The sequence below is a fragment of the Acinetobacter sp. AS167 genome, assembly GCF_037152175.1.
In the GTDB taxonomy this organism is placed as follows: Bacteria; Pseudomonadota; Gammaproteobacteria; order Pseudomonadales; family Moraxellaceae; genus Acinetobacter.
In genome coordinates, this window is sequence record NZ_JBBCMP010000024.1 from 1 (window position 1) to 24,546 (window position 24,546).

General features: G+C 40.0%; 21 protein-coding genes and 1 pseudogene. 11 read left to right on the forward strand and 11 right to left on the reverse strand.

Annotated features, from left to right (window positions below):
* Positions 1 to 901: 901 nt before the first annotated feature.
* A complete protein-coding gene (gene paaG, locus WFN33_RS19990; RefSeq protein WP_336954789.1) occupies positions 902 to 1,690 on the reverse strand; it encodes a 2-(1,2-epoxy-1,2-dihydrophenyl)acetyl-CoA isomerase PaaG in 789 nt (262 codons plus the stop codon).
* 39 nt (positions 1,691 to 1,729) lie between these two features.
* Positions 1,730 to 3,532 carry an acyl-CoA dehydrogenase C-terminal domain-containing protein gene (locus WFN33_RS19995; protein ID WP_336954790.1) on the reverse strand — a complete coding sequence of 601 codons (1,803 nt, stop codon included), beginning with the start codon at positions 3,530 to 3,532 and terminating at the stop codon, positions 1,730 to 1,732.
* 328 nt (positions 3,533 to 3,860) lie between these two features.
* Between WFN33_RS19995 and WFN33_RS20000 the strand changes: the two genes are divergently transcribed.
* On the forward strand, positions 3,861 to 4,295 hold the full coding sequence (locus WFN33_RS20000) for a PaaI family thioesterase (RefSeq protein WP_336954791.1): 435 nt from the start codon (positions 3,861 to 3,863) through the stop codon (positions 4,293 to 4,295).
* 113 nt (positions 4,296 to 4,408) lie between these two features.
* On the opposite strand, the gene WFN33_RS20005 is transcribed toward WFN33_RS20000, so the two are convergent.
* Genes WFN33_RS20005 through WFN33_RS20030 form a run of 6 tightly spaced genes read right to left on the reverse strand, consistent with a single transcriptional unit; the run spans position 4,409 to position 10,870 of the window.
* Positions 4,409 to 5,617 carry an MFS transporter gene (locus tag WFN33_RS20005; RefSeq protein WP_336954792.1) on the reverse strand — a complete coding sequence of 403 codons (1,209 nt, stop codon included), beginning with the start codon at positions 5,615 to 5,617 and terminating at the stop codon, positions 4,409 to 4,411.
* 18 nt (positions 5,618 to 5,635) lie between these two features.
* Complete coding sequence (dcaP, locus tag WFN33_RS20010; protein WP_336954793.1) at positions 5,636 to 6,952, reverse strand: outer membrane trimeric porin-like protein DcaP; 1,317 nt, start codon at positions 6,950 to 6,952, stop codon at positions 5,636 to 5,638.
* A 41-nt stretch (positions 6,953 to 6,993) separates the two neighbouring features.
* Positions 6,994 to 7,647: a 3-oxoacid CoA-transferase subunit B gene (locus WFN33_RS20015; RefSeq protein WP_336954794.1), complete on the reverse strand. Its 654-nt coding sequence runs from the start codon at positions 7,645 to 7,647 to the stop codon at positions 6,994 to 6,996.
* The gene (locus WFN33_RS20020; RefSeq protein ID WP_004721455.1) at positions 7,647 to 8,315 is read right to left on the reverse strand and encodes a 3-oxoacid CoA-transferase subunit A; all 669 of its coding nucleotides are present in this window, start codon (positions 8,313 to 8,315) and stop codon (positions 7,647 to 7,649) included. The genes WFN33_RS20015 and WFN33_RS20020 overlap by 1 nt, the downstream gene beginning before the upstream one ends.
* A 47-nt stretch (positions 8,316 to 8,362) precedes the next feature.
* Entirely contained in the window at positions 8,363 to 9,658 is a 1,296-nt protein-coding gene (locus tag WFN33_RS20025) for an MFS transporter (RefSeq protein ID WP_336954796.1), read from the reverse strand.
* 57 nt (positions 9,659 to 9,715) lie between these two features.
* Positions 9,716 to 10,870, reverse strand: a complete 1,155-nt coding sequence (locus tag WFN33_RS20030) for an acyl-CoA dehydrogenase family protein (RefSeq protein ID WP_336954797.1) — start codon at positions 10,868 to 10,870, stop codon at positions 9,716 to 9,718.
* A gap of 312 nt (positions 10,871 to 11,182) precedes the next feature.
* Here WFN33_RS20030 and WFN33_RS20035 point away from each other — a divergent pair, with 312 nt between their 5' ends.
* The 6 genes from WFN33_RS20035 to WFN33_RS20060 all read left to right on the forward strand — a co-directional run bounded on the left by WFN33_RS20035 (position 11,183) and on the right by WFN33_RS20060 (position 17,823).
* Positions 11,183 to 11,971, forward strand: coding sequence for an enoyl-CoA hydratase (locus WFN33_RS20035; protein WP_336954798.1), 789 nt, complete (start codon positions 11,183 to 11,185; stop codon positions 11,969 to 11,971).
* Between the two features lie 29 nt (positions 11,972 to 12,000).
* Entirely contained in the window at positions 12,001 to 12,762 is a 762-nt protein-coding gene (locus WFN33_RS20040) for an SDR family oxidoreductase (protein ID WP_336954799.1), read from the forward strand.
* 88 nt (positions 12,763 to 12,850) lie between these two features.
* Positions 12,851 to 14,374, forward strand: a complete 1,524-nt coding sequence (locus tag WFN33_RS20045; RefSeq protein WP_336954800.1) for a 3-hydroxyacyl-CoA dehydrogenase — start codon at positions 12,851 to 12,853, stop codon at positions 14,372 to 14,374.
* A gap of 14 nt (positions 14,375 to 14,388) precedes the next feature.
* Positions 14,389 to 15,594 (forward strand): 3-oxoadipyl-CoA thiolase, encoded by a 1,206-nt coding sequence (locus WFN33_RS20050; RefSeq protein WP_336954801.1) that lies wholly within the window; start codon positions 14,389 to 14,391, stop codon positions 15,592 to 15,594.
* Positions 15,595 to 15,715: 121 nt separating this feature from the next.
* The gene (locus tag WFN33_RS20055; RefSeq protein ID WP_004721464.1) at positions 15,716 to 16,558 is read left to right on the forward strand and encodes an IclR family transcriptional regulator; all 843 of its coding nucleotides are present in this window, start codon (positions 15,716 to 15,718) and stop codon (positions 16,556 to 16,558) included.
* 89 nt (positions 16,559 to 16,647) lie between these two features.
* On the forward strand, positions 16,648 to 17,823 hold the full coding sequence (locus tag WFN33_RS20060) for an MFS transporter (protein WP_336954808.1): 1,176 nt from the start codon (positions 16,648 to 16,650) through the stop codon (positions 17,821 to 17,823).
* A gap of 63 nt (positions 17,824 to 17,886) precedes the next feature.
* Here WFN33_RS20060 and WFN33_RS20065 read toward each other — a convergent pair whose 3' ends face one another.
* On the reverse strand, positions 17,887 to 18,858 hold the full coding sequence (locus tag WFN33_RS20065) for an NAD(P)H-dependent flavin oxidoreductase (protein WP_336954802.1): 972 nt from the start codon (positions 18,856 to 18,858) through the stop codon (positions 17,887 to 17,889).
* Positions 18,859 to 18,908: 50 nt separating this feature from the next.
* Between WFN33_RS20065 and WFN33_RS20070 the strand changes: the two are divergent.
* A pseudogene (locus WFN33_RS20070) lies at positions 18,909 to 19,049 on the forward strand (enoyl-CoA hydratase); the annotation flags it as partial.
* A 67-nt stretch (positions 19,050 to 19,116) separates the two neighbouring features.
* Here the strand turns inward: WFN33_RS20070 and WFN33_RS20075 are convergent.
* Both WFN33_RS20075 and WFN33_RS20080 read right to left on the reverse strand, forming a co-directional pair.
* Positions 19,117 to 19,962, reverse strand: a complete 846-nt coding sequence (locus tag WFN33_RS20075) for an IclR family transcriptional regulator (RefSeq protein WP_004721467.1) — start codon at positions 19,960 to 19,962, stop codon at positions 19,117 to 19,119.
* A gap of 189 nt (positions 19,963 to 20,151) precedes the next feature.
* Positions 20,152 to 21,369 (reverse strand): CaiB/BaiF CoA transferase family protein, encoded by a 1,218-nt coding sequence (locus WFN33_RS20080; protein ID WP_336954804.1) that lies wholly within the window; start codon positions 21,367 to 21,369, stop codon positions 20,152 to 20,154.
* Positions 21,370 to 21,698: 329 nt separating this feature from the next.
* Here WFN33_RS20080 and WFN33_RS20085 point away from each other — a divergent pair, with 329 nt between their 5' ends.
* The 3 genes from WFN33_RS20085 to WFN33_RS20095 all read left to right on the forward strand — a co-directional run.
* Positions 21,699 to 22,850 (forward strand): acyl-CoA dehydrogenase family protein, encoded by a 1,152-nt coding sequence (locus WFN33_RS20085; RefSeq protein ID WP_336954805.1) that lies wholly within the window; start codon positions 21,699 to 21,701, stop codon positions 22,848 to 22,850.
* A 61-nt stretch (positions 22,851 to 22,911) separates the two neighbouring features.
* Positions 22,912 to 24,162, forward strand: coding sequence for an MFS transporter (locus WFN33_RS20090; RefSeq protein WP_336954806.1), 1,251 nt, complete (start codon positions 22,912 to 22,914; stop codon positions 24,160 to 24,162).
* Positions 24,163 to 24,336: 174 nt separating this feature from the next.
* On the forward strand, positions 24,337 to 24,546 hold a 210-nt coding region (locus WFN33_RS20095; RefSeq protein WP_336954807.1), incomplete at its 3' end, for an NAD(P)/FAD-dependent oxidoreductase.

Sequence of the window (24,546 nt, forward strand, 5' to 3'; positions counted from 1 at the left end):
TTAAAAACCAACAACCTTATCAGGCAAATTATAAGGCATGAATCCTTAAATAATTTGCTTGACAGTTAAGACGGTATCTTTTCATCTCTGAAAAGTGAGGCATCGCCTACGCAAAGGGATTTAAACTTTGAATATAAGGTGTGGCATTGCAATATTTTATAATCAAACAATTTATTTTTTCCATATAATTTCTCTTAATTAAAAATATTAATTAAGAGAAATTATATTTTTGTGTCTGAGTTTTGACAGTTTGACCATACATCAAATTGCCCATTAGCTTTTAGATTGTTCGAAAATTCGAATAGACATGCCAAGTTTCATATCATTATTCTTCTACTAAAAACAGTTATCGTTGTCTTATTCGCTACTTTAATCATTAAGTCGCCCAAATAAGGGAAGTATTATGCTCAACAATAAAATAAAGTTAAAACAAATGTGGTAAAGCAATTTCAGTACAACGAATGAAAAATATAAACAATCGCTAATTCATATGGTGACCCAACATGCGAACTTTCTATACGATTCTCATCGGTATAATGCTACTCCTTGCAATTCTTTTTATAAGTCGAATATTACGTGGTCGCTTTAACCAGACATTATTTTTTATTCTGTTCATCTTGATTTGGTTTGTAGCAATGAGCTGGAATATGTATATGGGCATACAAGCAGGATATGCGGTTAAAGAAGAATTCTTAATATTTTTACTTAATTTTGGTATTCCTTCTCTTCTCGCGACTTACTTCATATATAAAAAATAAAAGCTCTATTTAGCTTGCTAAGGTTAAAAACCAGCATGTAAATAACGATCAAAACTAGTGATTACTTATTTTAAAGCACTCTCCAAAAAGAGTGCTTTTTTTGTTAATTTTTACTGGTTAAACATGATTAGGCATAGATTTGATCAATTAAAATTAGCTTTCCTTTTTTCGATAAAGGCCGCAACACCCTCTTTATAATTGTCTGATTGTCCAGCAATACGCTGTAACTCTCGTTCCAACTGTAACTGTTCAGCCAAAGTATTTTGCGAGGCAGTATTTAAGGCCTTTTTAATTAGCGAAATCGAACTGCTTGGTTGCTCTGCCAAACGTTCCGCCAATTCAATCACGCTTTGGTCAAAAGCATCATCTTCATAGACCTCCCAAATAAGCCCCCAACTCAAGGCTTTCTGGGCAGATAACTTATCCCCGAACATGGTCAAACCTTTGGCTCGGGCAAGCCCCACCAGATGTGGCAAATTCCACGTCCCACCTGCATCTGGGATTAAACCGACTTTGCAAAAAGATTGTATAAACGTAGCAGATTGCTTGGCCACAACAATATCGCAAGCCAAAGCCAAGTTCGCCCCTGCACCAGCCGCTACGCCATTGATCGCAGCCACAACAGGTTTAGCCATATTGGAAATTTTAATGACTAACGGATTATAAAATTTTTCTAAGGCAGCACCTGCATCATAATCAGCTGCACTTATCACCTCTTTATTTCTCGTTCTTAAATCCTGACCTGCACAGAAGCCCTTACCTGAACCAGAGATTACAATGGCTTTAATCTCAGTAGAAACCGCCCACAGGTCTAAAATTGCAGCAATTTCACGATGCATTTGCTCATTAAAACTATTGAGCACCTCGGGACGGTTTAAGGTTAAATAGCCCACCCGATTTTCCTGACGAATCAAAATATGTTGAAAATCCATTTATTTTTACTCATTTAAATAAAAACATCCTGACCCTGCTTAAAAAGCAAAGTCATCTTGTTCTAATTCCATTACCGCTTCAGCGCCCGATGCAATAGAAGCCGCATGGCTTTGGGTACGGTGTAATAATTTTTGAAAGAAAAATTTCGCTGTGGTTAATTTAGCCTGATAAAATTTTTCGTCCGGTGTTGCTTGACTTAACTTTTCATCTGCTACTTGCGCCATACGTGCCCAAAGATAAGCAAACACGACATAGCTAGAGAAATACAGATAATCAACTGAAACAGCGCCAATTTCTTCTGGGTTTTGCTGTGCTTTTTTGGCAACACTGTCTGTAATTGACAGCCACTGTTGCTTGAGTTCCGCCAGTTTTTCCAGATAAGCTGCCAATACGGTATTTGATTGGTTGGCTGCAATAAACTGCTCAATTAAATCAGTCATATTTTTTAATAGTTTGCCATCCGACTTTAGCACCTTACGTGCCAGCAAATCTAAAGACTGAATCTCTGTGGTTCCCTCATACAAGGTTGAGATACGGGCATCACGAACAATTTGCTCCATGCCATGTTCAACAATAAATCCATGCCCACCAAAAATTTGTACGCCGTGTTTTGCCGCTTCATTGCCTGATTCAGTTAAAAAAGCTTTGGCAATCGGGGTTAAAAATGCCAACAATTCATCTGAGATTTTCTGTTGTTCAGGATCATTGGATGTTTCAACAATATCAACATGCTGAGCCAGAAAATATGCCAGTGCTCGACCACCTTCAGAAAAGGCTTTTTGCGTCATTAACATCGAACGCACAGCTGGATGCACAATAATCGGATCAGCATTTTTATCTGGGTATTTTGCGCCTGATAAAGCACGCATCGCCAACCGTTCTTTGGCATAACTCAGCGCACCTTGAAATGAAATCTCCGAAGCCGCCAACCCTTGTACAGCTGTTCCAATACGTGCTGTGTTCATAAAGGTAAACATACAATTTAGCCCACGGTTTTCAGGTCCAATTAAATAGCCCTTGGCCCCATCAAAATTTAAAACACAAGTTGCATTACCATGAATTCCCATCTTATGTTCGATCGCACTACAGATAACATTATTACGATCTTGGCAATCACCTGCATCATCGAGGTTAAATTTAGGCACGATAAACAGTGAAATTCCTTTAGTCCCCGTTGGTGCTTGTGGTAATCGGGCTAAAACAATATGAATAATATTTTCTGACAGATCATGTTCCCCAGCAGAAATGAAGATTTTCTCGCCAGTAATTGCATAACTTCCATCAGGGTTTGGTTCGGCCTTGGTGCGGATCAAACCTAAATCTGAACCCGCATGTGACTCAGTTAGACACATTGTCCCTGTCCAAACGCCACTAATCAGTTTACTTAAAAATTGTTGCTTCTGTTCTGCTGTACCATGATGTTCAATGGTACGCATTGCACCATGCGATAAGCCAGGATACATCGCCCAAGCCCAGTTAGAACCACACAGCATTTCTGAGATTGCAATACGCAATAATGTGGGTAAACCTTGACCGCCATATTCAGGATCTGCTGTGAGTGAGGTAAAACCTAATTCCGTATATTTATGATATGCCTGCTTAAATCCCGCTGGGGTTGTGACGACACCTTGATTTAAGTGACAACCTTCCTGGTCACCATTTTGATTGATGGGTGCAAGCTCATTTTCACAAAAGTCTGCTGCGGCATCTAAATATTGATTGATCAATTCACGACTAACCGTTTCCTGATATTTGGGTAGTTTTTGGTAGTTTTCTTCTGTTTGCAACATTTCATGCAGTACAAATTGCATATCACGCAGTGGTGCTTTGTATAAAGGCATAGTGTTTCCCTTTCAATTCTTCTGCCGATGATGCAGATAGAGATGATTTCCCTTAGATGACAATTTTATTTTACGATTGTTTAAAAATATCAAATAAATTTCTTATTGCAAAATTTATTTTCATTTTTATTAAATAATTTTATTTAAAAATATCGCCAAAACATGATAGTTCGACATAAAAAGCTGTATTTAAACAATAAAATTTAATTAATTCAGAACTCCAGCATAATATTTAATTAAAAAATAATTTTGTATAGCAAAATTTTATTTCGTAAAATAAACTTTTATAGTATGTTAATTAGATCGCTTAACACTCCAAGGATGATTTATGGATAACCCTCAATACACAGGTCTTGAGTTCTTAACGGCTTTAAAAAATGGTGAAATTTCAGCATCACCTATGGCGCAAACCATTCCTATGCAGTTAATCGAAGTTTCTAAAGGCAAAGCGACGTATAAGGTTACGCCAAGTCAAGCGCATCGAAATATACAAGGAACAATCCATGGCGGTTTTTGTGCGACTGCTTTAGATACTGCAACGGGAAGTGCAGCGCATACCTTGCTGGAACATGGCGTTGGTTATGGCACGATTGATCTCAATGTGAAAATGATTCGGCCAATGCAGATCAATACTGCCTACTACGCACAAGCTGAACTGATTAATGCTGGACGTAATATCATTACTACAGAAGGTAAAATTGTGGATGAAAATGGTAAAATTTATGCTTTTGCGACAGCAACTCTGATGATCATACGAAAGTAATAAAAAGACTAAGCCCTCAAAGGGCTTAGGGTCTGATGACATTTCATAAATGGCTTGCGTTCTAAGCCAAAATTGAGCACTGCTTTGTTTACAGCATAAGGTACTGCGTGGGATCAATCTTTTATTACTGTTTTCTTCATTACATAAAAATCTATTCGGTCAATTATAAAACTTAGAATTGCCATGGCTAAACCCACAACCACACAGACACTCCATCCCCAGTGTTTCCATGTGTAGACCGCAACCAACGAACCCAGTGCAGCACCACCAAAATACAGTGTCATATAAATAGAATTAATCCGAGAACGTGCTTGTGTTGAAATTCGATAGACCAGATTTTGGTTAAGTACATGAAAGGCCGATAAACCAAAATAAGCCAAAATCACACCTCCTGCATAAGCCAGCAAAGACTGCTGAGCAAAAAATAGTGGAATCCATGCAAGTACCAAAAACCACATACAAATCAGTGCAACTTTATTTTCCAATCCTTTGGCAATTTGTTTTCCCGCCCAAGGGGTTGCAAACACACCCGCCAGACCAACTATGCCAAATAAACCAATTTGGAAATCATTAAAATGATAAGGCGCATTGGCAAGAATAAACGTCATGGTGGTAAAGATCAGCGCCAATATACCGAAGCCGATCCCACCTGCCAGACCACGGCGGATTAAATGTGGCTGATCAACGGCCAATGTAAACAATGAACGATAAATTTGCAGCACTGTTAATTGATGAGATTTTCGAGCAACGGGTAATTTAAGCCACATCACTACTGCAAAAGCTAAAATCACAATACCACTGAGTAAATACACCGCATGCCATGACCAAACAGTCGAAAGCAAGCCTGCGATTGATCTTGCCAAGAGAATGCCTAAAAACAAACCACTCATCAGTGTTCCGACAATTTGCGGGCTTTTTTGAGGGCTCGCCAAACCAGCGGCAAATGGTACCAAGACTTGTGTCGTAATCGAAAAGAAGGTCGCTAAAAAGGTAAAACAATACAATACAGGCAAGCTTTGACTTAAAGAAAGTCCGATCTGGGCAAAACCTGTGCAGCACATCAATAGACAAATATAGCTACGCTTTTCAAAAAAATCACCGAGCGGCACTAAGATAAACAGACCAACTGCATAAGAGAGTTGACCGATTACAATTGTTAAAGCCACTTGCTCTGCATTGACCTGTAAAGCTTCTGCAATAGAATAAATCAAAGGCTGGTTATAATAGTTCGAACCTGCACAAATTCCACATGCCATTGCCATGATGAAAATAAAGCTTTTTGACAAGATATGCGTTGTGTCAGGTTGAACTATTTTTTCCATTGCGCAGCTCACCCTATTTTAGAATTTGTACATCGACACAAAGTTAATGCGAGAGACATCTGCTGTTCTTCCATCAAACACTTCACGCTTACCTTGATGATATTCCATACCAATATCAATTTGCTCAGCAGGTGAATAAAACAGATTGGCAGCATAATCCGTTAAACGCTTATTTGCGTCAGGATTGAGTTTTGCATAAGCTGAATCATCATCAAAATCAAAAATCGATGCAGATAAATTTGCACGCCATTGTGGATTAAATTTATATGAATACCCTATATTTAAGCTATTGAGTTTATTCATCTCTAAATCTGTTTTTTGCGCATTTAAAGAAAAATCACCTGCCGCATTTAAACTGGTTGCATTTGTCAGGCCAGTTTGTGTGGTATATGGCATGAATTTTTGATCACCCACGATATATTGATAATTTGCCTGTACAGATTGTGCTGGGGTCAGCTGGTATTTTAAACCAGCACCCGCGCCCCAACTGACTTTTTTAACCGTATCTTTTGCAACATCTACAGATTTTTCATTGACAAAACCTTGAGCCAAAGCCGTTAAGGCACCTGCTTTTACGGTATATCGACCTGTCAATGTCGGGAATGCTGAAACCCGTGATCCAGTGTATTCCAAGGCAACTTTTAAATCACTCTTGCTATTTATTTTCCAGTCATAGCGCACTTGAGGTGTACGGGTATAAGAGGTTCCCATAAACTGAGTATAATCGACAGACTCTGTTCGTGTTTCCATATTGGACATCAATGACCAGGTTTGACCGAAAGTCCAATCTTTATAAGTAAAGAAAGCATGACGAATACGGAATTTACCATCGCCCGTACCCATATTGGCACTGTCAAAGAAATCGGCTTCAATATTTCCTGTTACAGCCTTATCTGGACTGTTGAAATACACTCCGATTCGACTGGCATTGATCATGGCATCTGAACGGGCATGATCGGAACGTTTGTCATTTTCAAATGGAGTCCGATTTAAGCTATTGGTGGTTCTTCCTCCCGAATCTGGTGAGGACTTAAAATCAACTGCAGCATCAAGTCGAGCTATTCCATAGACTTTAACATTGTCTGTCCATGTCACCCACGAAGGTGCAATTGGTTTCGCTGTTTCAAGTGCTTTATTTTTTTCTACATTTTCTTCAATTTTTGCTTGTTTGACCTGCAAATTATTTTGTGACAGCTTTTGAGATTCGAGTTCTGCTTTGAGTTTTTGCAGCTCTGTCTCTAACAAATTAATCCGTTGCTCTGCTGTCACTGGTGAATTTGCAAAAATAGTCCCTGAAGCCACAGCGCAAGCTGTAGCTAAAATTAATTTTTTCATCTTTTAATCCTTAAAGAAGCTTTTTTCCCTACGCTTATAAACTAAGCGTCTCGTACATCTATCAATGGGCAGTCCGTTACTGCCTGTAATTCATCAAAACTCAGTCCCGAAACCATTTCAGTGACATAGGCTTTGTGATCTTTTAATTCAATAATGCATAAATCGGTATAAATACGATCTACACACTGTTCCCCTGTAAGGGGATAACTCAGTACATCGACAATTTTAGCTTCGCCCTTTTTGGTGACATGCTCCATATAGACATAAATTGATTTAGCACCCACCGCTAAATCCATTGCCCCCCCTACAGCAGGAACATCATCTGCTTTGCCAGTATGCCAATTGGCTAAATCACCATTCACTGCGACCTGAAAAGCACCAATCACACAGATATCCAGATGCCCACCACGCATAATGTCAAAGGAATCTCCATGATGCATAAAGCAACCACCATCCAGCAAAGTCACTAACTCTTTCCCAGCATTGACCAAGTCCTCATCTTCTTCACCTGCTTTGGGTGGCGGGCCAAAGGCCAAAACCCCATTTTCTGAGTGTAGAAAGATTTCTTTATCTGGAGGTAAATACTTCGCAACATTGGTGGGTAAACCGATACCTAAATTGACATAAGCTCCTTCGGGAATATCCTGAGCAATCAACTGAGCGATATCTTCACGAGAACGTTTTTGAATTGACATTAGATATCTCCTACTTTGACAACATGTTGTACAAAAATCCCTGGGGTGATAATGCACTCAGGATCAAGGCTTCCTAGATCTACCGTATGATTCACTTGAACAATGGTTGTTTTCGCCGCTTTTGCCATAATCGGGCCAAAGTTCCGTGCTGCCTTACGATAAGTCAAATTCCCCCAACGATCGGCTTGATCTGCATAAATCAAAGCAAAGTCAGCTTCAAGCGGATACTCAAGCACGTAGTTTCGACCATTAATGGTTCTGGTTTCTTTGCCTTCTGCGACTTTTGTGCCATAGCCTGTCGGTGTAAATATTGCACCTAGACCAGCACCCGCCGCTTGAATACGACAGGCTAAGTTGCCCTGTGGAACCAGTTCTAATTCAATCTTTCCTGCTCGATATAAGTCTTGAAATACAGTCGAACCCGCTGACTTTGGAAAGGAACTGATCATTTTTCTGACACAACCTGCAATGATCAGCTTGGTCAAACCACGATCACCAGAGGCAGCATTGTTATTGACAATGGTCAGCTCTTTTTTACCTAAATCGATTAAGGCTTCAATCAGTTCCGCAGGCTGACCTGTCACACCAAAACCACTGGTCATGATGGTTGCGCCATCAGGAATTGCCTTTAAAATCGGTTCAATGTCACTGGTGATTTTATTTATCATTTCGCTTGTCCCTTTTCATCCTTAAATTGACGTGACAGGTCAAATTGTCACTCTGCCTTTTGCGGGTTAAATAGTCGGTCTTTAATAAATAACAATGGAATTACACCGCAAATAAAGTACGCCCCAGCCATCACCAACAGTCCTAAACCAATCGAACCATGTTGTGATAAATAACCGATGGTTAATGGAGAGAAAATTGAAAGCACTTTACCGATGTTATACGCACCGCCAACCGCCGAGCCTCGAATTGAGGTTGGAAAACTTTCAGTCATATACGTAGCATTGATTGCATACGGTATGCCGTATAGAAAACCAAAGAACAGCATGAGCCATAAAATATTGGCAGGCGTGTTAAGGTAAACAATCACGGGAATAAATAGAGCTGTGCCAATTGTGCCGAATGCAAATACAGCACGGCGACCTAATTTATCCGCAATAATCCCGGCAATAATTTTGGCAAACATCATGATTAAGAAAGTGCCGACCATATACATCGCCATTTCTTTAAACTTGATTCCTAGATCAGATTCCAAATAAGCCGGTAGCCAATTACTCACCCCATAATAACCAAATTGCAAAGCACCGGTACTCAAAATCCACAGTACAAACATGGTGCCGTGTTTCTTATCTTTCAAAATTTCCCAATACGGGTTTTGACGTTTAACAGGCTGTGCATTGTGTGGCGTTGCAACGACTTTTAACTGACGTGCTTTTTTCCATGACTCAGGCTCAGGTACGATAAAATGCATCAGTACTGATAAAATAATCGGGGTAATTGCAAGCCAATATAGGAAACGCCAGCCATGTTCAGGAATAATATGACCTGCCAACAAAGTCGCAAGTAAAGACCCCAAGGTATAGCCCGTCATCAGTGTTGCCAACACTGTAGAACGATGTTTGGTCGGCACCATTTCAGACATTAAAATATTACAGGCAATATAAAGTGCGCCTAAGCCCATTGCACCGAATGTTCTTAAAATCGCAAATTGCATATATGAATGCGTAAAACCCAATGCACAGGTCAGAACAGAAGAAAAAGCAATAAAGAATACGATCACGCGCACTCGGCCAAAGCGATCACAAGCCCATCCACCGACTAATCCCCCCACAGCGGAACCTAACAGTGTCAAACTGCCCAATGTTCCTGCTTGTACACCGCTCAGATGAAACTCAGCCTTTAAACTGGTCAAACTTAACGCTAAAAAGCCTAAATCTGCGCCATCACAAAGCAAAGTAAAAAATGCAAAGATAAAGGCTGTAATCCAAATCTTTTTGGGTGTCTGAATCACCTCTCCAGCACCATTATTACCGCTATTATTTTGTGTAACTGTTTCCGTTGTCATGTCCATATCCTCAGAAGGAATATGAGGCATCCCCTGCCTCATGGCATCTAATTGTTATTAGGCTGTAGCATCCCTAATCATGTTTTTTGCGATAATCAATTGTTGAACTTGCGTGGTTCCTTCATATAAACGGAACAAACGCACATCACGATAAAAACGTTCAATGGCATATTCACTGATATAACCAGCACCGCCGTGAATTTGTACGCAACGATCTGCGACCCGCCCACACATTTCAGTGGCAAACATTTTTGAACAAGATGCTTCTGTACTAATGTTTTCACCATTATCACGGCGACGTGCAGCATCGAGCACCATACATTTGGCCGCGTAAATTTCAGCTTTAGAGTCTGCAAGCATGGCTTGGATCAATTGAAAATTAGCAATCGGCTGACCAAATTGTTTACGCTCAATGGCATAGTGAAGTGCGTCATTTAACATCCGTTCAGCCACACCGACGCTATATGCACCAATATGTAAGCGACCTTTATCTAAAACCTTCATTGCGGTTTTAAAACCAATACCTTCAATCCCACCAATCAGTGCTGATGCTGGAATGCGGCAGTTTTCAAAAATCACATCACAAGTATGAGAACCTTTTTGTCCCATCTTTTGATCGATTTTTCCCAAACTAATCCCAGGCGTATTGGCTTCAACTAAAAATGCAGAAATACCACTGGCACCTTTAATATCAGGATTGGTCCGTGCCATCACGGTAAAAGTAGCAGCATGTGGTGCATTGGTAATAAAGCGTTTGGTTCCATTTAAAACGTAAAAATCACCATCCTTGACTGCACTGGTTTTTAAAGATGCAGCATCTGAACCTGCCTCAGGTTCGGTTAAGCAAAATGAACCAATAATTTCACCGCTGGCATAACGAGGAAGATATTTTTGTTTTTGTTCTTGTGTTCCATCAATCAAAATCGCACTTGAACCAATACCATTATTGGTACCAATCAGTGAACGGAATGCCGGTGAAGTTTGTCCAAGTTCAAATGCAACATTCACCTCCTCTTCCATGGTGATTCCCAATCCGCCATATTCTTCTGGAATGGTTAACCCAAATAAACCTAACTCACGCATTTGTTGCACGATATCCTCAGGAATTTTGTCCTGCTCGGCAACCTCATGTTCACGTGGAATCAATTCATTTTTTACAAAGTCACGAATTGTTGAGAGCAACTGTTGCAACATTCCTTCATCACGGATCATCTATGATCTCCCTTCTTTTGTAGCTTCATTGCATCCATCAGCTATTCCAGCTGGGTAATGGATACCCTGTTTTAAATCTTGTTTACTGCGAATGTGTTTCATAGTACGAGATTAAAAACACAAATTTCAAGCTTTTTTGAAAATTAATTTCGTTAAACGAAATTTTAAGATCTACCAATATTAAATATCAATCACTTAGAAAAACTAACCGACGATAAAGTATCAAGACAAGTAAAAAATACTTGAAATAAATTTCAAAACACGCATTATTAAAGAAATATAGTTTTGATCTGCGAAACAAGGAATCAAAAAATGAGTGAAATAACAAGGAACAGTTTCATTGAAGTTGACTATTCTGTTCAGAAAGTAGCAATCGTGAAGATTAATCGTCCAGAGGCTAAAAATGCCTTAAATACACAGGTACGTAAGCAACTGGCTCAAGTGTTTACTGAGTTAAGTTTTAATGACCAGATCCATGCCATTGTGCTCACAGGTGGGGAAGAGGTTTTTGCCGCAGGTGCAGACTTAAAAGAAATGGCAAGCGCAACCTCCACAGAAATGTTGCTACGTCATACAGAACGTTATTGGAATGCAATTGCGCAATGCCCTAAACCCGTGATTGCTGCTGTAAATGGTTATGCACTGGGTGGCGGTTGTGAACTTGCCATGCATAGCGACATTATTATTGCGGGTAAAGGGGCAACTTTTGGTCAACCTGAAATTAAAGTCGGTTTAATGCCTGGCGCAGGTGGAACCCAACGTCTTTTCCGTGCAGTGGGTAAATTTCACGCGATGCGTATGATCATGACGGGTGTAATGGTCAAAGCAGAAGAAGCATATAGCATTGGACTGGTTTCCCAAGTTACTGAAGATGACCAGACCATCTCAACCGCTATTCAAATGGCGCAAAATCTGGCAAAAATGCCACCAATTGCCCTACAACAAATCAAAGAAGTTGCATTAATGAGCGAAGATGTTCCATTAAATGCAGGTTTGGCATTGGAGCGTAAATCATTTCAATTGTTGTTTTCAACAGAAGATAAAAATGAAGGCATTCAAGCGTTTATTGAAAAACGAAAACCATCATATCAAGGCAAATAAGTTTAATCGATAACAACAATGGAATAGAAATGGCTAGAAAAGTATTGATTAGTGCAGGCGGTTCAGGAATTGGACGATGTATTGCAGAAGCATTCTTAGCGCATCACGATGAAGTTTTCGTTTGTGATATCAATGCAGAAAGCTTAGCGCAATTCCAAAAGGCCTATCCTGCACTACATATTTATGCATGTGATTTAGCTAACCATGATGAAATCAAATCTATGTTTAGTGATGCCATCAGTAAACTGGGGCATATTGATGTTCTGGTCAATAATACAGGGATTTCTGGCCCAACCATTGCAGCAGAAGAATTGAGTTTCGCCGATTGGAGTGCGGTATTAAACCTTAATTTAAATAGTACCTTTGCTATCACCCAACTCGCCATCCCCTTTTTAAAACAGTCGGAAGCAGGCGTCATTATCAATATGTCATCGATCGCTGGACGTTTGGGCTATCCATATCGTTTGGCTTACGCGACCTCTAAATGGGGATTAATTGGTTTTACCAAAACATTGTCGATGGAACTTGGTGCAGACAATATTCGAGTCAATGCCATACTTCCAGGTGCAGTGGATGGAGAACGAGTTCAACGGGTGTTACAAGCGCGTGCAAATGTCGCTCAAACGTCCTTGGATGCCGTTACGCAAAATGCACTTAAAAATCAATCACTCAAATATTTTGTCAATCCAAAACATATTGCCGATTTGTGTATATTTTTAGCCTCGGAAAGCGGTTGCTCTATTTCTGGACAAATTTTACCGATTGATGGTGACAAACAATGTCTGAGTTAACCCACCAGACTGTATTGTTTTCTTTCGTTTCTATTTTTTTCGTCTCTAATTTTTCGTTTAATCTAGATCAGTTATCAGGATGATCGACATGACTTATGATATTCAAAGCATGGCTGTAATTGGTGTTGGTATTATGGGCAGCGGTATTGCTCAAATTGCAGCACAATCAGGTCATACCACCTATTTATATGACACCAAAGAAGGCGCTGCGCTACAGGCCAAAGAAAAGCTGGCAGCAACATTTCAAAAGCTAGTCGATAAAAATAAAATCAGTGCTGAACAAGCGGAAAATGCTAACAAACATTTGATCGTTGCAGAGCAACTTGAAGATTTAAAAGCCTGCGACTTAATTGTTGAAGCGATTATTGAGCGTTTAGATATCAAACAAGTGTTGATGCAACAACTCGAAGAGATCGTTTCAGACACCACTATTTTAGCCTCAAACACTTCATCGCTTTCGATCACAGCCATTGCAGCAAACTGTAAAAAACCACAACGTGTAGTCGGTTTCCATTTCTTTAATCCGGTACCACTGATGAAAGTTGTGGAAGTGATCCAAGGATTAAAAACAGATCCACATATTGTAGATGCATTAAATGAGCTATCACGTGCATTTGGTCATCGACCTGTTGTTGCCAAAGACACCCCAGGATTTATTATTAATCATGCGGGGCGCGCCTATGGCACCGAAGCGTTAAAAATCTTAAATGAAAACGTCTGTGACATCAGTGAAATTGACCGCATTTTAAGAGATGGTGTTGGTTTTAGAATGGGACCATTCGAACTCATGGATTTAACAGGACTGGATGTATCACATCCTGTAATGGAGTCGATTTATCATCAATACTATGAAGAAGCCCGTTACAAGCCCAATCCATTGACCAAGCAAATGCTTGAAGCCAAACAACTTGGGCGTAAAGTTAATCAAGGCTTTTACCACTATGAAACAGGCACAAAAACAGGTGAAAAACCTGCACAGTTTGTTGAGCGTTTAACCAACTATCCAAAAGTTTGGATTGCAGCTGATTTTGCTGAAGATAAACAACAACTGGAAGATTATTTAGTCCAGCAAAAAATTGTCTTAGATACTGCTCTAGAACCATTACCTGAGAGTTTATGTTTACTCGCTTGCTACGGTGAAGATACCACCCAAACAGCGACACGTTTAAAAGTCAATCCACAACAAGCTGTTGCCATAGATATGCTATACGGCATAAGCAAACATAGAACGTTAATGCCGTCATTGGCGACAAGCACTGAGTATCGTCAAGCAGCTCACTCTATGTTTAATTTAGATGGTGCTATGGTCAGCATGATTGCTGAAAGTATTGGCTTCGTGGCACAACGTGTTTTAGCCATGGTGATTAATTTAGGTTGTGATATTGCACAACAAAATATTGCCAGTGTCGATGATATCAATGCCGCAGTCCGTTTAGGTTTAGGCTATCCATTTGGCCCTATTGAATGGGGTGATCATATCGGTAGCCAAAAAATCTTACTCATTCTCAATCGTATCTCAACACTGACCTATGACCCACGCTATCGCCCTAGCCCATGGTTACAACGTCGTGTCGCATTAAATTTACCGCTTACTTTTAATTCTGGATTTTGAAAAGGAACTTCTCAATGTTAAATGCCTATATTTATGATGGTTTACGTAGCCCGATTGGTCGTCATGCAGGTGAGCTTGCTTCAGTACGTCCAGATGATTTAGCTGCGGCAGTTTTGCAAAAGCTCCTTGAAAAAACTGGGGTTCCAGGTGCAGCGATTGAAGATGTTATTTTAGGTGATACCAACCAAGGCGGTGAAGACAGCCGTAACGTTGCCAGAAATGCCCTGTTAATCGCGGGCTTACCTGTAACTGTTCCCGGCCAAACTGTAAACCGTTTATGTGCAAGTGGTTTGGGTGCTGTGATTGATTCTGCACGTGCCATCACTTGTGGCGAAGGCGATTTATATATTGCGGGTGGTGTAGAAAGCATGTCACGTGCCCCATTTGTAATGGGTAAAGCTGAAACTGCCTATAGCCGTGATACTAAAATTTATGACACCACAATTGGTTCACGCTTTCCAAACAAAAAACTAATTGCACAATACGGTGGTCACTCAATGCCTGAAACTGGTGACAATGTCGCGGTTGAGTTTGGCATTAGCCGTGAACAGGCAGATTTATTTGCAGCTCAATCCCAAGCAAAATATCAAACAGCCAAACAAGACGGCTTTTTTACTGGTGAAATTACCCCAATTGAAGTCTTTCAAGGCAAAAAGTTACCACCAAAACTGGTTTCTGAAGATGAGCACCCTCGCCCAAGCTCAACGGTTGAAGCCTTAACCAAATTAAAACCATTATTTGAAGGTGGTGTCGTCACTGCTGGAAATGCATCGGGTATTAACGATGGTGCTGCTGCATTGCTCATCGGTTCCGAAGCAGCGGGCCAAAAATATGGCTTAAAGCCAATGGCAAAAATCTTGTCAGCAGCAGCAGCAGGTATTGAACCTCGTATTATGGGTGCTGGCCCAATCGAAGCAATCAAAAAAGCCGTTGCACGTGCAGGGCTAACTTTAGATGATATGGATATCATTGAAATCAATGAAGCTTTTGCTTCACAAGTATTATCTTGCTTAAAAGGTTTAGATGTTGATTTTAATGATCCGCGTGTCAACCCAAATGGTGGTGCAATTGCCATTGGCCACCCACTTGGGGCTTCTGGTGCACGTCTTGCACTGACAGTTTCGCGTGAGCTGATCCGCCGCAATAAGAAATATGCTGTCGTTAGCTTATGTATTGGCGTAGGACAAGGCTTAGCCATGGTGATTGAAAACGTGTCATAACATTGACTGTTTAATCACTAACCGAGTATCCATTCATCACAACAGCGCAGTGATGAATGGATTTATTTTGCAGAGCGAAATATAATAGCCAAACTGTTGCTTTATTATATTTGAGTATTGAATGTCTCAGAATTCAGAAACTGAACAACCTATAAATTTTGATGAGATACGCCTTGATCCTATTTCACATATTCATCGGGAAAATAACCCCCAATTTATCGCTTCTTTAGCACGTGGCTTAGAGCTATTACGTTGTTTTTCTGCCAACAATCAAGTCTTGGGTAACCAAGAACTGGCAAAAATGACGGGTTTACCAAAACCAACCATTGCGCGGATAACCAATACCTTAGTGTCATTAGGCTATTTAAAACAACTGCCTAATTCCACTAAATATACATTGGATATCGGTGTTTTATCTTTAGGCTATGCAGCCTTGTCCAATATTTCTATCCGTAATATTGCACATCGCTATATGGAAGAAATGAGCCAATATGTGCAAGCACCTGTTGCGATGGCAACCCGTGACCGTTTAAACATGGTCTATATCGATGTGGTTCAGATCGAAACTGCTTTAAATATGCGCCGTCCCATTGGCTCAACCCTACCTATTCACAGCAGTTCCATGGGTCGAGCTTGTTTGGCGGCTACACCTGAACGTGAGCGTAATTTTTTACTGGATGCGCTTAAACAAAAAAATGCTGAAAACTGGCCTGCAATTAAACGTTCTTTAGAACGAGCTTTCCGAGATTATCAAGATTACGGATATTGCCTTTCTTTAGGCGAATGGCATAAAGAAGTAAACTCTGTCGCTGTGCCTTTGGTCAGTTCCAAACATGGTCTTTATGTCTTTAACTGCGGCGCACCAAGTTTTCATTTAAACCCTGAAAAACTTGAAGGTGAAATTGGACCCCGTTTAATCCATATGGTGCACAACATTCAAGATGCTTTGAGTGAAACGCCTTAACAACCATGTTTAAAATCAGATGCGTAAAATCAGCAGATACATGGTTGTGTGGATTAAAAGTTCCGATTTCATAATGACAAACCATAGGCATAATGAAAAACACTCTCTATACCCCAACCATTATTTTAATGGCAGTTGCAGCAGGCATCTGTACTGGTGGGAATTACTTTAGCCAACCACTGATTCATTCCATTAGTCTAAGTTTAAATTTAGCAGATACCACCACAGCATGGGTGCCTACTTTAGCGCAAATCACCTATGCAGCAGGTCTGCTGTTTTTAATGCCTTTAGGGGATATTCTCGAAAAGCGTAAGTTGTTATTTATATTTATGCTGCTTGCCTCAATTGGGCTAATTATTAGTGGTTTTTCCCACAATATTTATCTGTTAATGTTCGGTACCATCATTACAGGGTTATTTTCTAGTTCAGCCCAACTGTTGTTACCACTGGCTGCCAGTCTGGTTCCAATTCAACATAGTGGTCGTGTTGTTGGTTTTTTACTGAGTGGGTTAATGATGGGTGTCTTATTGGCACGCTCATTATCAGGGATGATGTCGACGCTTTTTGCTTGGAATTTTATTTATCTGCTCAGCGGTTTTTTATTATTGCTCATTGCGATTATTTTGTACCGTAATATTGGCTTATTTCCTCCCACCAAATCTGAAAATTATCTCAAAACAATTCACTCACTGCCGCAAATCTTTATTCAAAATCGTCGCCTAAGAATCAGAACCTATATTGGTGGATTAACCTTTGCCTGTGTAAGTTTAACCTTTACCACCATGTCTTTACTCTTAGCTCCTGCGCCTTATTTTTTCAGTGATTTTACGATTGGCTTATTTGGGTTTGTCGGTGTTTTAGGAACATTCGTTGCCAATTTTTCAGGTAAATTTATTGATCAAGGCTATATTCATAAAATTTCGATATGTTGTGGTATCGGTCTGATTTTAAGTTGGCTATTGTTTTTGTTACTCTCTTATCATTTTATCTTTTATATCATTGCCTTACTTATTCTTTATGCTTCGCTCTCGGCTGTTCATGTCACCAATCAGAGTATTGTCTTTAAGCTTAACCAACAATTGCGTTCACGTTTCAATGCCATCTATATGACAGGTTATTTCGCTGGCGGTGCTTTAGGGACCACGAGTGGAAGCTATGCATGGAAACATTTTGGCTGGACAGGTGTATGTATCTTGGGCTTAGTTTTTGCCCTGCTGTGTCTATATTATTGTCTTGCAGATGCTAAAGATCAGCACAATCCATAGTATTGTGCTGATCTTTAAAAGCAGTCTTTCATCATCGAGATAAAGCTGAACTCAAATAGATATTTATAAAAGCCCGAATAAACGTCCACGAATAATGTCTTCTGCCTCTTTTACAATACGGTTGACCAGTTCATCACATGTCGGAATGTCATGGATCAGACTGGCAACCAAACCACATGACCACGCCCCAGCATTGACATCGCCATCAATCATCACTTTAGGATAAACACCTGCAACTTCTTCAATGATATCTTCAAATTTAATCTGGTCACCCAGTGCTTTTTCTTTGGCTATAATTTTTTCTACAGCTGTATTATTTATAACACGCTCAGTGTTACGTAAAGCGCGCATAATTAAACGAGTATCTCTTTCTGTTGCATTCAGGATCGCCTGTTTCACATTTGCATGTACTGGCGCTTCTTGAGTTGCAATAAAACGTGTTCCCATATTTATGCCATCAGCTCCCATAGCTAAAGCGGCAGCAAGTGAACGTCCATCAGCCATACCACCTGATGCAACAAAAGGAATTTCTAAGGTATCGGCAGCTAAAGGCAATAAAATCATATTCGGTACATCATCTTCACCAGGATGTCCACCACACTCAAAACCATCGACAGAAACAGCATCACATCCAATTTTTTGAGCTTTTAGACTATGCCGAACCGAAGTACATTTATGAATCACTTTTATTCCAGCGGCCTTTAAATAAGGCATGACCTGTTCAGGATTACGACCCGCTGTTTCTACAACCTTTACCCCACCTTTAATAATTGCCTCGACAAAACCCGGATAATCAGGTGTATTGACTGTGGGTAAGAAAGTTAGATTGACACCAAAAGGCTTATCGGTCATTTCTCGACATCGGGCAATTTCTTTTGCTAGATTTTCAGGTGTTCGCTGGGTTAAACCGGTAATAATGCCTAACCCACCCGCATTTGAAACTGCAGCAGCCAGCTCGGCAAAACCGACATAATGCATACCACCTTGAATAATCGGATGTTCAATTTCAAATAATTCTGTAATTTTGGTTTTCATATTCTTTCCACTCACTATTTTATATTTAGAGGCTCATTTCTTAGCATCCTATGCTTATCGATGATTTATTAAATCTGATCGATCATGAGTCCACTGTATTCTCACTTTGTTGGCAAGGTGACGAATTTAAACAAGCACTGAGTGCATTGATGAAAAAAATAACACCCATTTTTCGTAAGCAAACTATTTAACCTGCATCTTATTAAAAAGGCCAACAATGCAGATCGTTGCTGGCCTTTCAGTTTTAAAGCAATAAAATTAGCTAATTTCAGTGCGGATATTATTCACCATATGTAGAAGACGCGGTGCAATATCCTCTTCAAGTTTTTCGCGGTTCATAATAAAGCTTGGTCCGCCGCAGTTAAATACCAGTAGACCATGTTGTTCATGAATCAAGGGGACTGCAACTGAATTGACATCTTTATGCCATTCACCAATTGAAAAACAATAACCAAAATCTTGATAATCTTTAAATGCTTTATCTAAATCACGGTTAATCTTGATCCAATCGTCTTTATGTTTGCTACGGATTGCATCAAGTAAAAACTCTCTTTCATCTTCAGGCATTGCAGCCAGACATGCACGTCCCATTGAACTTAAATGAATCGGCAAATAAGTACCGACTTGACGACGCATGGTCATATTGCCCTTGCCTTGTACCACATCCAAATAAATCATATTTAGACGATCACGCGTTGCCATTGCCACAGCAGCACCTGCATAATCCGCTAAGTTTTTCATATAGGGATGTGCAATATTACGGATAGACACATTAGAAAGCATGGAGTAACCAAACGCCAAAACCCCAACTGAAAGTTGAAATTTGCTTGAATTTGGGACCTGCTTAATATAGCCCAAACGTGACAATGTGTGCGTTAAACGGGTAATTGTCGGTTTAGGCAAACCGGTCATTTGTGATAACTCTTGATTACCCAAATGCTGATGTTTTGGGGTAAAGCAACGTAAGAGTTCTAAACCACGTCCTAAAGCTGTAATAAATTGACGATCATTTTCATCTTGCATATCTTCAATCGGATGCAATAACTCATGCCTCAAAGGCGCTAATAATTTTTCTGTTTGTTCTGCATCTACGGCATCATTCATGGTTATACCAATTCACATATTTGTTTCGCACTGCGAAAATTATAATCTATTTTTTCTATAAATAGCAAAAAGCAATCATCTGATTCACTTTGAAAATAAAACGATGCATCCATCTCGATGTGAAAAGTCTAAATTTGCTTATTTTACTTAAAAAATGGCTTTAGACTGCTCACATCATCTATTTAAAAACTATCCTATCACGCCTTTGGCTTTTAACTCCTCAAGTTTTGCTGGAGAAATAATACGGCCTAAAATGGTCTGAGTATGTTCGCCTAACAAAGGAGGCGCATTTCTATACTCTACAGGTGTACGTGAAAGCTTAATCGGAGAACCAACCACAGTAAGTTTTTCACGTTGAGGATGTTGCATTTCTACCAGCATCTCTCGCGCAATCACTTGAGGTTCATTAAAAGCTTGTTCTAGATTATTAATCACACCAACAGGCACTTTAGCAGCATAAATTGCACTTACCCACTCATCGGCAGTCTTGCTTAAAAAATGCTTTGATAAAATTTCTATCACTTCATCACGATGCTTAACACGATCTGCATTACGGGTAAATCGAACATCATTGGGTAACTCTGGCAAACCAATACTTCTGCACAGTTGGATAAACTGAGTGTCATTACCACAAGCAATGATAAACTCTCGATCAGCGGCTTTAAATAATTGATAAGGCACAATATTGGCATGTGCATTGCCATAACGTACCGGCACTTTTCCAGATGAAAGATAATTCATTCCTTGATTTGCCATTGTGGCAATTTGCACATCAAGTAAAGCCATATCTATATGTTGCCCTAAACCCGTCATATGACGATTGAGCAAAGCCGCTTGTATGGCAATGGTTGAATATAATCCCGTTGATAAGTCTGAAAATGCGACACCTACTTTTTGCGGACCACCACCGGGTAAATCATCTTTTTCACCCGTGATGGACATGAGTCCACCCATTCCTTGAATGATAAAATCATAGCCTGGCTCTTCTGCTCTCGGTCCATTTTGACCAAAACCCGTAATCGAGCAATAAACCAGTTTAGGATTAATTTCTGATAAAGAAGCATAATCCAAGCCATATTTTTTCAAAGAACCAGCTTTGTAGTTTTCAATGACCACATCGGTATCTTGAATCAGTGCTTTGATGAGTGCCTGCCCTTCCGGATTTGCAATATCTATTGCAACAGAAAGTTTATTGCGATTGGTCGACTGATAATAAGCGGCTTCTCGTGTCTCTTGTCCGGCATCATCTTTCATCCAAGGTGGTCCCCAAGAACGCGTATCATCACCTAGTTTCGGTCTTTCAACCTTAATCACTTCTGCGCCTAAATCGGCAAGAATCTGTCCACACCACGGTCCAGCCAGTACTCGACTTAAATCAAGTACACGAATTCCATTTAAAGCACCCATGTTTATTCCACTAACCTTTGATTAATTTCCTACAGGAAAATTTATTTAATATAAATTTCGCATAGCGATATATGTTTTTAATATACACAGAAAACTTTAAAAATAAAACTTAATTTTTTCATCAAAAGTGATGATTTTTATTCAACAAATATAGATTAATTAAATCAAATAATTAGCCAACTAAAAAACAAGCACAATATACCGCATTGCGAAATTAATTTTCAAAATATATTGTTTTCTACTAATCCTTTGATTACTATCGCATCAATATGCAGGGTTTTAGCAACATCTCCTCGATGTTTTCAACATGTTGTACAAAGGACAAGACTATGATTCGAGATCAGGAAACACTCAAACAACTGGTAGATATGATTCGACAGTTTGTAGATGGTGTCCTTATTCCTCATGAGAATGAAGTCGCAGAAACAGATCAAATCCCTCAAGCCATCATTGAGCAAATGAAAGCTTTGGGTTTGTTTGGACTGACGATTCCAGAAGAATATGAAGGTCTTGGCTTGACCATGGAAGAAGAGGTATCTATCGCTTTTGAACTTGGACGTACTTCGCCTGCCTTTCGTTCACTGATCGGCACCAATAATGGAATCGGTTCGAGTGGTCTGATTATTGATGGTACCGAAACTCAAAAATCATTTTTCTTGCCCCGTTTAGCACGTGGTGAAGTGATCAGTTCTTTTTGCCTAACTGAACCAGATGCAGGCTCAGATGCTGCCTCTTTGAAAACCAGCGCAGTAAAAGAAGGTGAGTTTTATATTTTAAATGGCACCAAACGCTTTATTACCAATGCACCTCATGCAGGGGTATTTACGGTGATGGCACGAACCAATCCAGATATTAAAGGTGCTGGTGGAATTTCTGCTTTTATCGTAGATCGCAAAACTGCAGGAATCTCTCTAGGTAAAACAGATAAAAAAATGGGACAAAAAGGTGCACATACCTGTGATGTGATTTTTGAAAATTGTCGAGTTCCTGCCTCAGCACTGATTGGTGGTATTGAAGGTGTAGGATTTAAAACCGCAATGAAAGTCTTGGATAAAGGTCGCTTACATATTGCCGCAATCAGTGTCGGTGCTGCCCTACGCATATTAGACGATACCTTAAAGTTTGCCCTTGAGCGGAAGCAATTTGGACAAGCGATTGCTGAATTTCAGCTGATTCAAGCCATGCTTGCTGACTCCAAAGCAGAAATTTATGCAGCGCAATGTATGGTTTTAGATGCGGCAAGACAACGTGATGCTGGGCACAACGTCAGCACAGAAGCATCATGCGCAAAAATGTTTGCCACTGAAATGTGTGGTCGCGTGGCCGATCGCTGCGTACAGATTCATGGTGGCTCTGGCTATATCAGTGAATATGCCATTGAACGTTTTTACCGAGATGTACGTTTATTCCGTCTCTATGAAGGCACCACCCAAATTCAACAAATGATTATTGCGCGAAATATGATTCGTGCTGCGTCTTAATTAATTTTTAGGCACTTTAAAACGATTTGAAGTGCTGTAAATCAAATGTAGGTAATGGATTATGGCGACAAACTACAATACACATCTCTCTTCAATACAACCTCATACTTGGAAAATTGCATTTATTTTTGCATTTTTAGCCTTGTTGGTGGATGGTGCCGATCTGATGCTGCTGTCTTATAGTCTCAACAGTATTAAGGCAGATTTTGGTTTAAGTTCCGTGCAGGCAGGTATGCTGGGTAGTTTTACCCTGGCGGGTATGGCTGTTGGTGGGATATTTGGGGGATGGGCATGTGACAAATTTGGTCGAGTACGGATCGTGGTTATTTCTATTCTCACCTTCTCACTACTTACATGTGGACTAGGCTTTACCCAAAGCTTTCTTGAATTTGGGCTATTACGTTTTTTTGCTTCTCTCGGACTAGGCTCGCTTTATATTGCCTGCAATACCTTGATGGCGGAATATGTACCTACACGTTACCGTACAACGGTATTGGGTACCTTACAAGCAGGTTGGACGGTTGGCTATATTGTTGCAACGCTACTCGCTGGATGGATTATTCCAGATCATGGCTGGCGTATGCTGTTTTATGTTGCCATTGTACCGGTGTTGATTGCTGTTTTAATGCATCTTTTGGTACCAGAACCACTCGCATGGCAACAGTCTCGTTTACAACAACCAACACGTGATAAAAACTCTGAGGATACTTCGGCATTTAAACTGATTTTTAAAGATAAACGAAATCGAAATATGTTTATCTTGTGGGCGCTCACAGCAGGCTTCTTACAATTTGGTTATTATGGGGTAAATAACTGGATGCCTTCATATCTAGAAAGTGAATTAGGCATGAAGTTTAAAGAAATGACCGCATATATGGTTGGTACTTATACCGCCATGATCCTCGGTAAAGTCCTTGCGGGGATGATGGCTGATAAACTTGGTCGTCGCTTTACTTATGCCTTTGGTGCGATTGGGACTGCTATTTTTCTTCCACTGATTGTTTTTTATAACTCACCCAGCAACATTTTATATTTACTGATCGCTTTCGGATTTTTATACGGTATTCCTTATGGTGTAAATGCCACCTATATGACGGAAAGTTTCCCTACAGCGATTCGTGGTACAGCGATTGGTGGTGCCTATAACGTCGGGCGTCTTGGTGCAGCACTTGCGCCTGCAACGATTGGCTACTTGGCATCAGGTGGTTCTATTGGTTTAGGTTTTGTGGTGATGGGGGCTGCTTATTTAATTTGCGGTGTTATTCCTGCCCTCTTCATCAAGGAAAAACTCTACGATCCGCAAAAATCGTAAAATTAGACCTTATAAAATCACTTATTCCATTTTAAAGCCAGCTAGATTTAGCTGGCTTTTTTGTGGATATCATTTTGAATTTACTCATCAAACCTTCCCTTTTTGATGCTTTTTCATTTGATATTTTTATCTCAATAAACTAAAATACCGCTAAGCGAAATAGGATTTCTTTTTATGAAAGATTTACAACGAGAGTCAATGGAGTTTGACGTAATCATCGTAGGCGCAGGCCCTGCGGGTCTTTCTGTTGCGATTAAAATTCGTCAATTAGCGCTTGAAAACAATCTTCCAGACCTTTCTGTCTGTGTGGTTGAAAAAGGCTCTGAAGTTGGTGCGCATATCCTTTCTGGTGCTGTACTTGAACCTCGTGCAATCAATGAACTT

Coding starts and splice junctions, on each gene's coding strand:
- WFN33_RS20030 (WP_336954797.1), bottom strand. CDS start 10,870: ATGATCCGTGATGAAGGAATGTTGCAACAGTTGCTCTCAACAATTCGT.
- WFN33_RS20020 (WP_004721455.1), bottom strand. CDS start 8,315: ATGATAAATAAAATCACCAGTGACATTGAACCGATTTTAAAGGCAATT.
- WFN33_RS20035 (WP_336954798.1), top strand. CDS start 11,183: ATGAGTGAAATAACAAGGAACAGTTTCATTGAAGTTGACTATTCTGTT.
- WFN33_RS20085 (WP_336954805.1), top strand. CDS start 21,699: ATGATTCGAGATCAGGAAACACTCAAACAACTGGTAGATATGATTCGA.
- WFN33_RS20055 (WP_004721464.1), top strand. CDS start 15,716: ATGTCTCAGAATTCAGAAACTGAACAACCTATAAATTTTGATGAGATA.
- WFN33_RS20050 (WP_336954801.1), top strand. CDS start 14,389: ATGTTAAATGCCTATATTTATGATGGTTTACGTAGCCCGATTGGTCGT.
- WFN33_RS20025 (WP_336954796.1), bottom strand. CDS start 9,658: ATGACAACGGAAACAGTTACACAAAATAATAGCGGTAATAATGGTGCT.
- WFN33_RS20075 (WP_004721467.1), bottom strand. CDS start 19,962: ATGAATGATGCCGTAGATGCAGAACAAACAGAAAAATTATTAGCGCCT.
- WFN33_RS20045 (WP_336954800.1), top strand. CDS start 12,851: ATGACTTATGATATTCAAAGCATGGCTGTAATTGGTGTTGGTATTATG.
- WFN33_RS20040 (WP_336954799.1), top strand. CDS start 12,001: ATGGCTAGAAAAGTATTGATTAGTGCAGGCGGTTCAGGAATTGGACGA.
- WFN33_RS20000 (WP_336954791.1), top strand. CDS start 3,861: ATGGATAACCCTCAATACACAGGTCTTGAGTTCTTAACGGCTTTAAAA.
- WFN33_RS20005 (WP_336954792.1), bottom strand. CDS start 5,617: ATGGAAAAAATAGTTCAACCTGACACAACGCATATCTTGTCAAAAAGC.
- WFN33_RS19995 (WP_336954790.1), bottom strand. CDS start 3,532: ATGCCTTTATACAAAGCACCACTGCGTGATATGCAATTTGTACTGCAT.
- WFN33_RS20065 (WP_336954802.1), bottom strand. CDS start 18,858: ATGAAAACCAAAATTACAGAATTATTTGAAATTGAACATCCGATTATT.
- WFN33_RS20090 (WP_336954806.1), top strand. CDS start 22,912: ATGGCGACAAACTACAATACACATCTCTCTTCAATACAACCTCATACT.
- dcaP (WP_336954793.1), bottom strand. CDS start 6,952: ATGAAAAAATTAATTTTAGCTACAGCTTGCGCTGTGGCTTCAGGGACT.
- paaG (WP_336954789.1), bottom strand. CDS start 1,690: ATGGATTTTCAACATATTTTGATTCGTCAGGAAAATCGGGTGGGCTAT.
- WFN33_RS20080 (WP_336954804.1), bottom strand. CDS start 21,369: ATGGGTGCTTTAAATGGAATTCGTGTACTTGATTTAAGTCGAGTACTG.
- WFN33_RS20015 (WP_336954794.1), bottom strand. CDS start 7,647: ATGTCAATTCAAAAACGTTCTCGTGAAGATATCGCTCAGTTGATTGCT.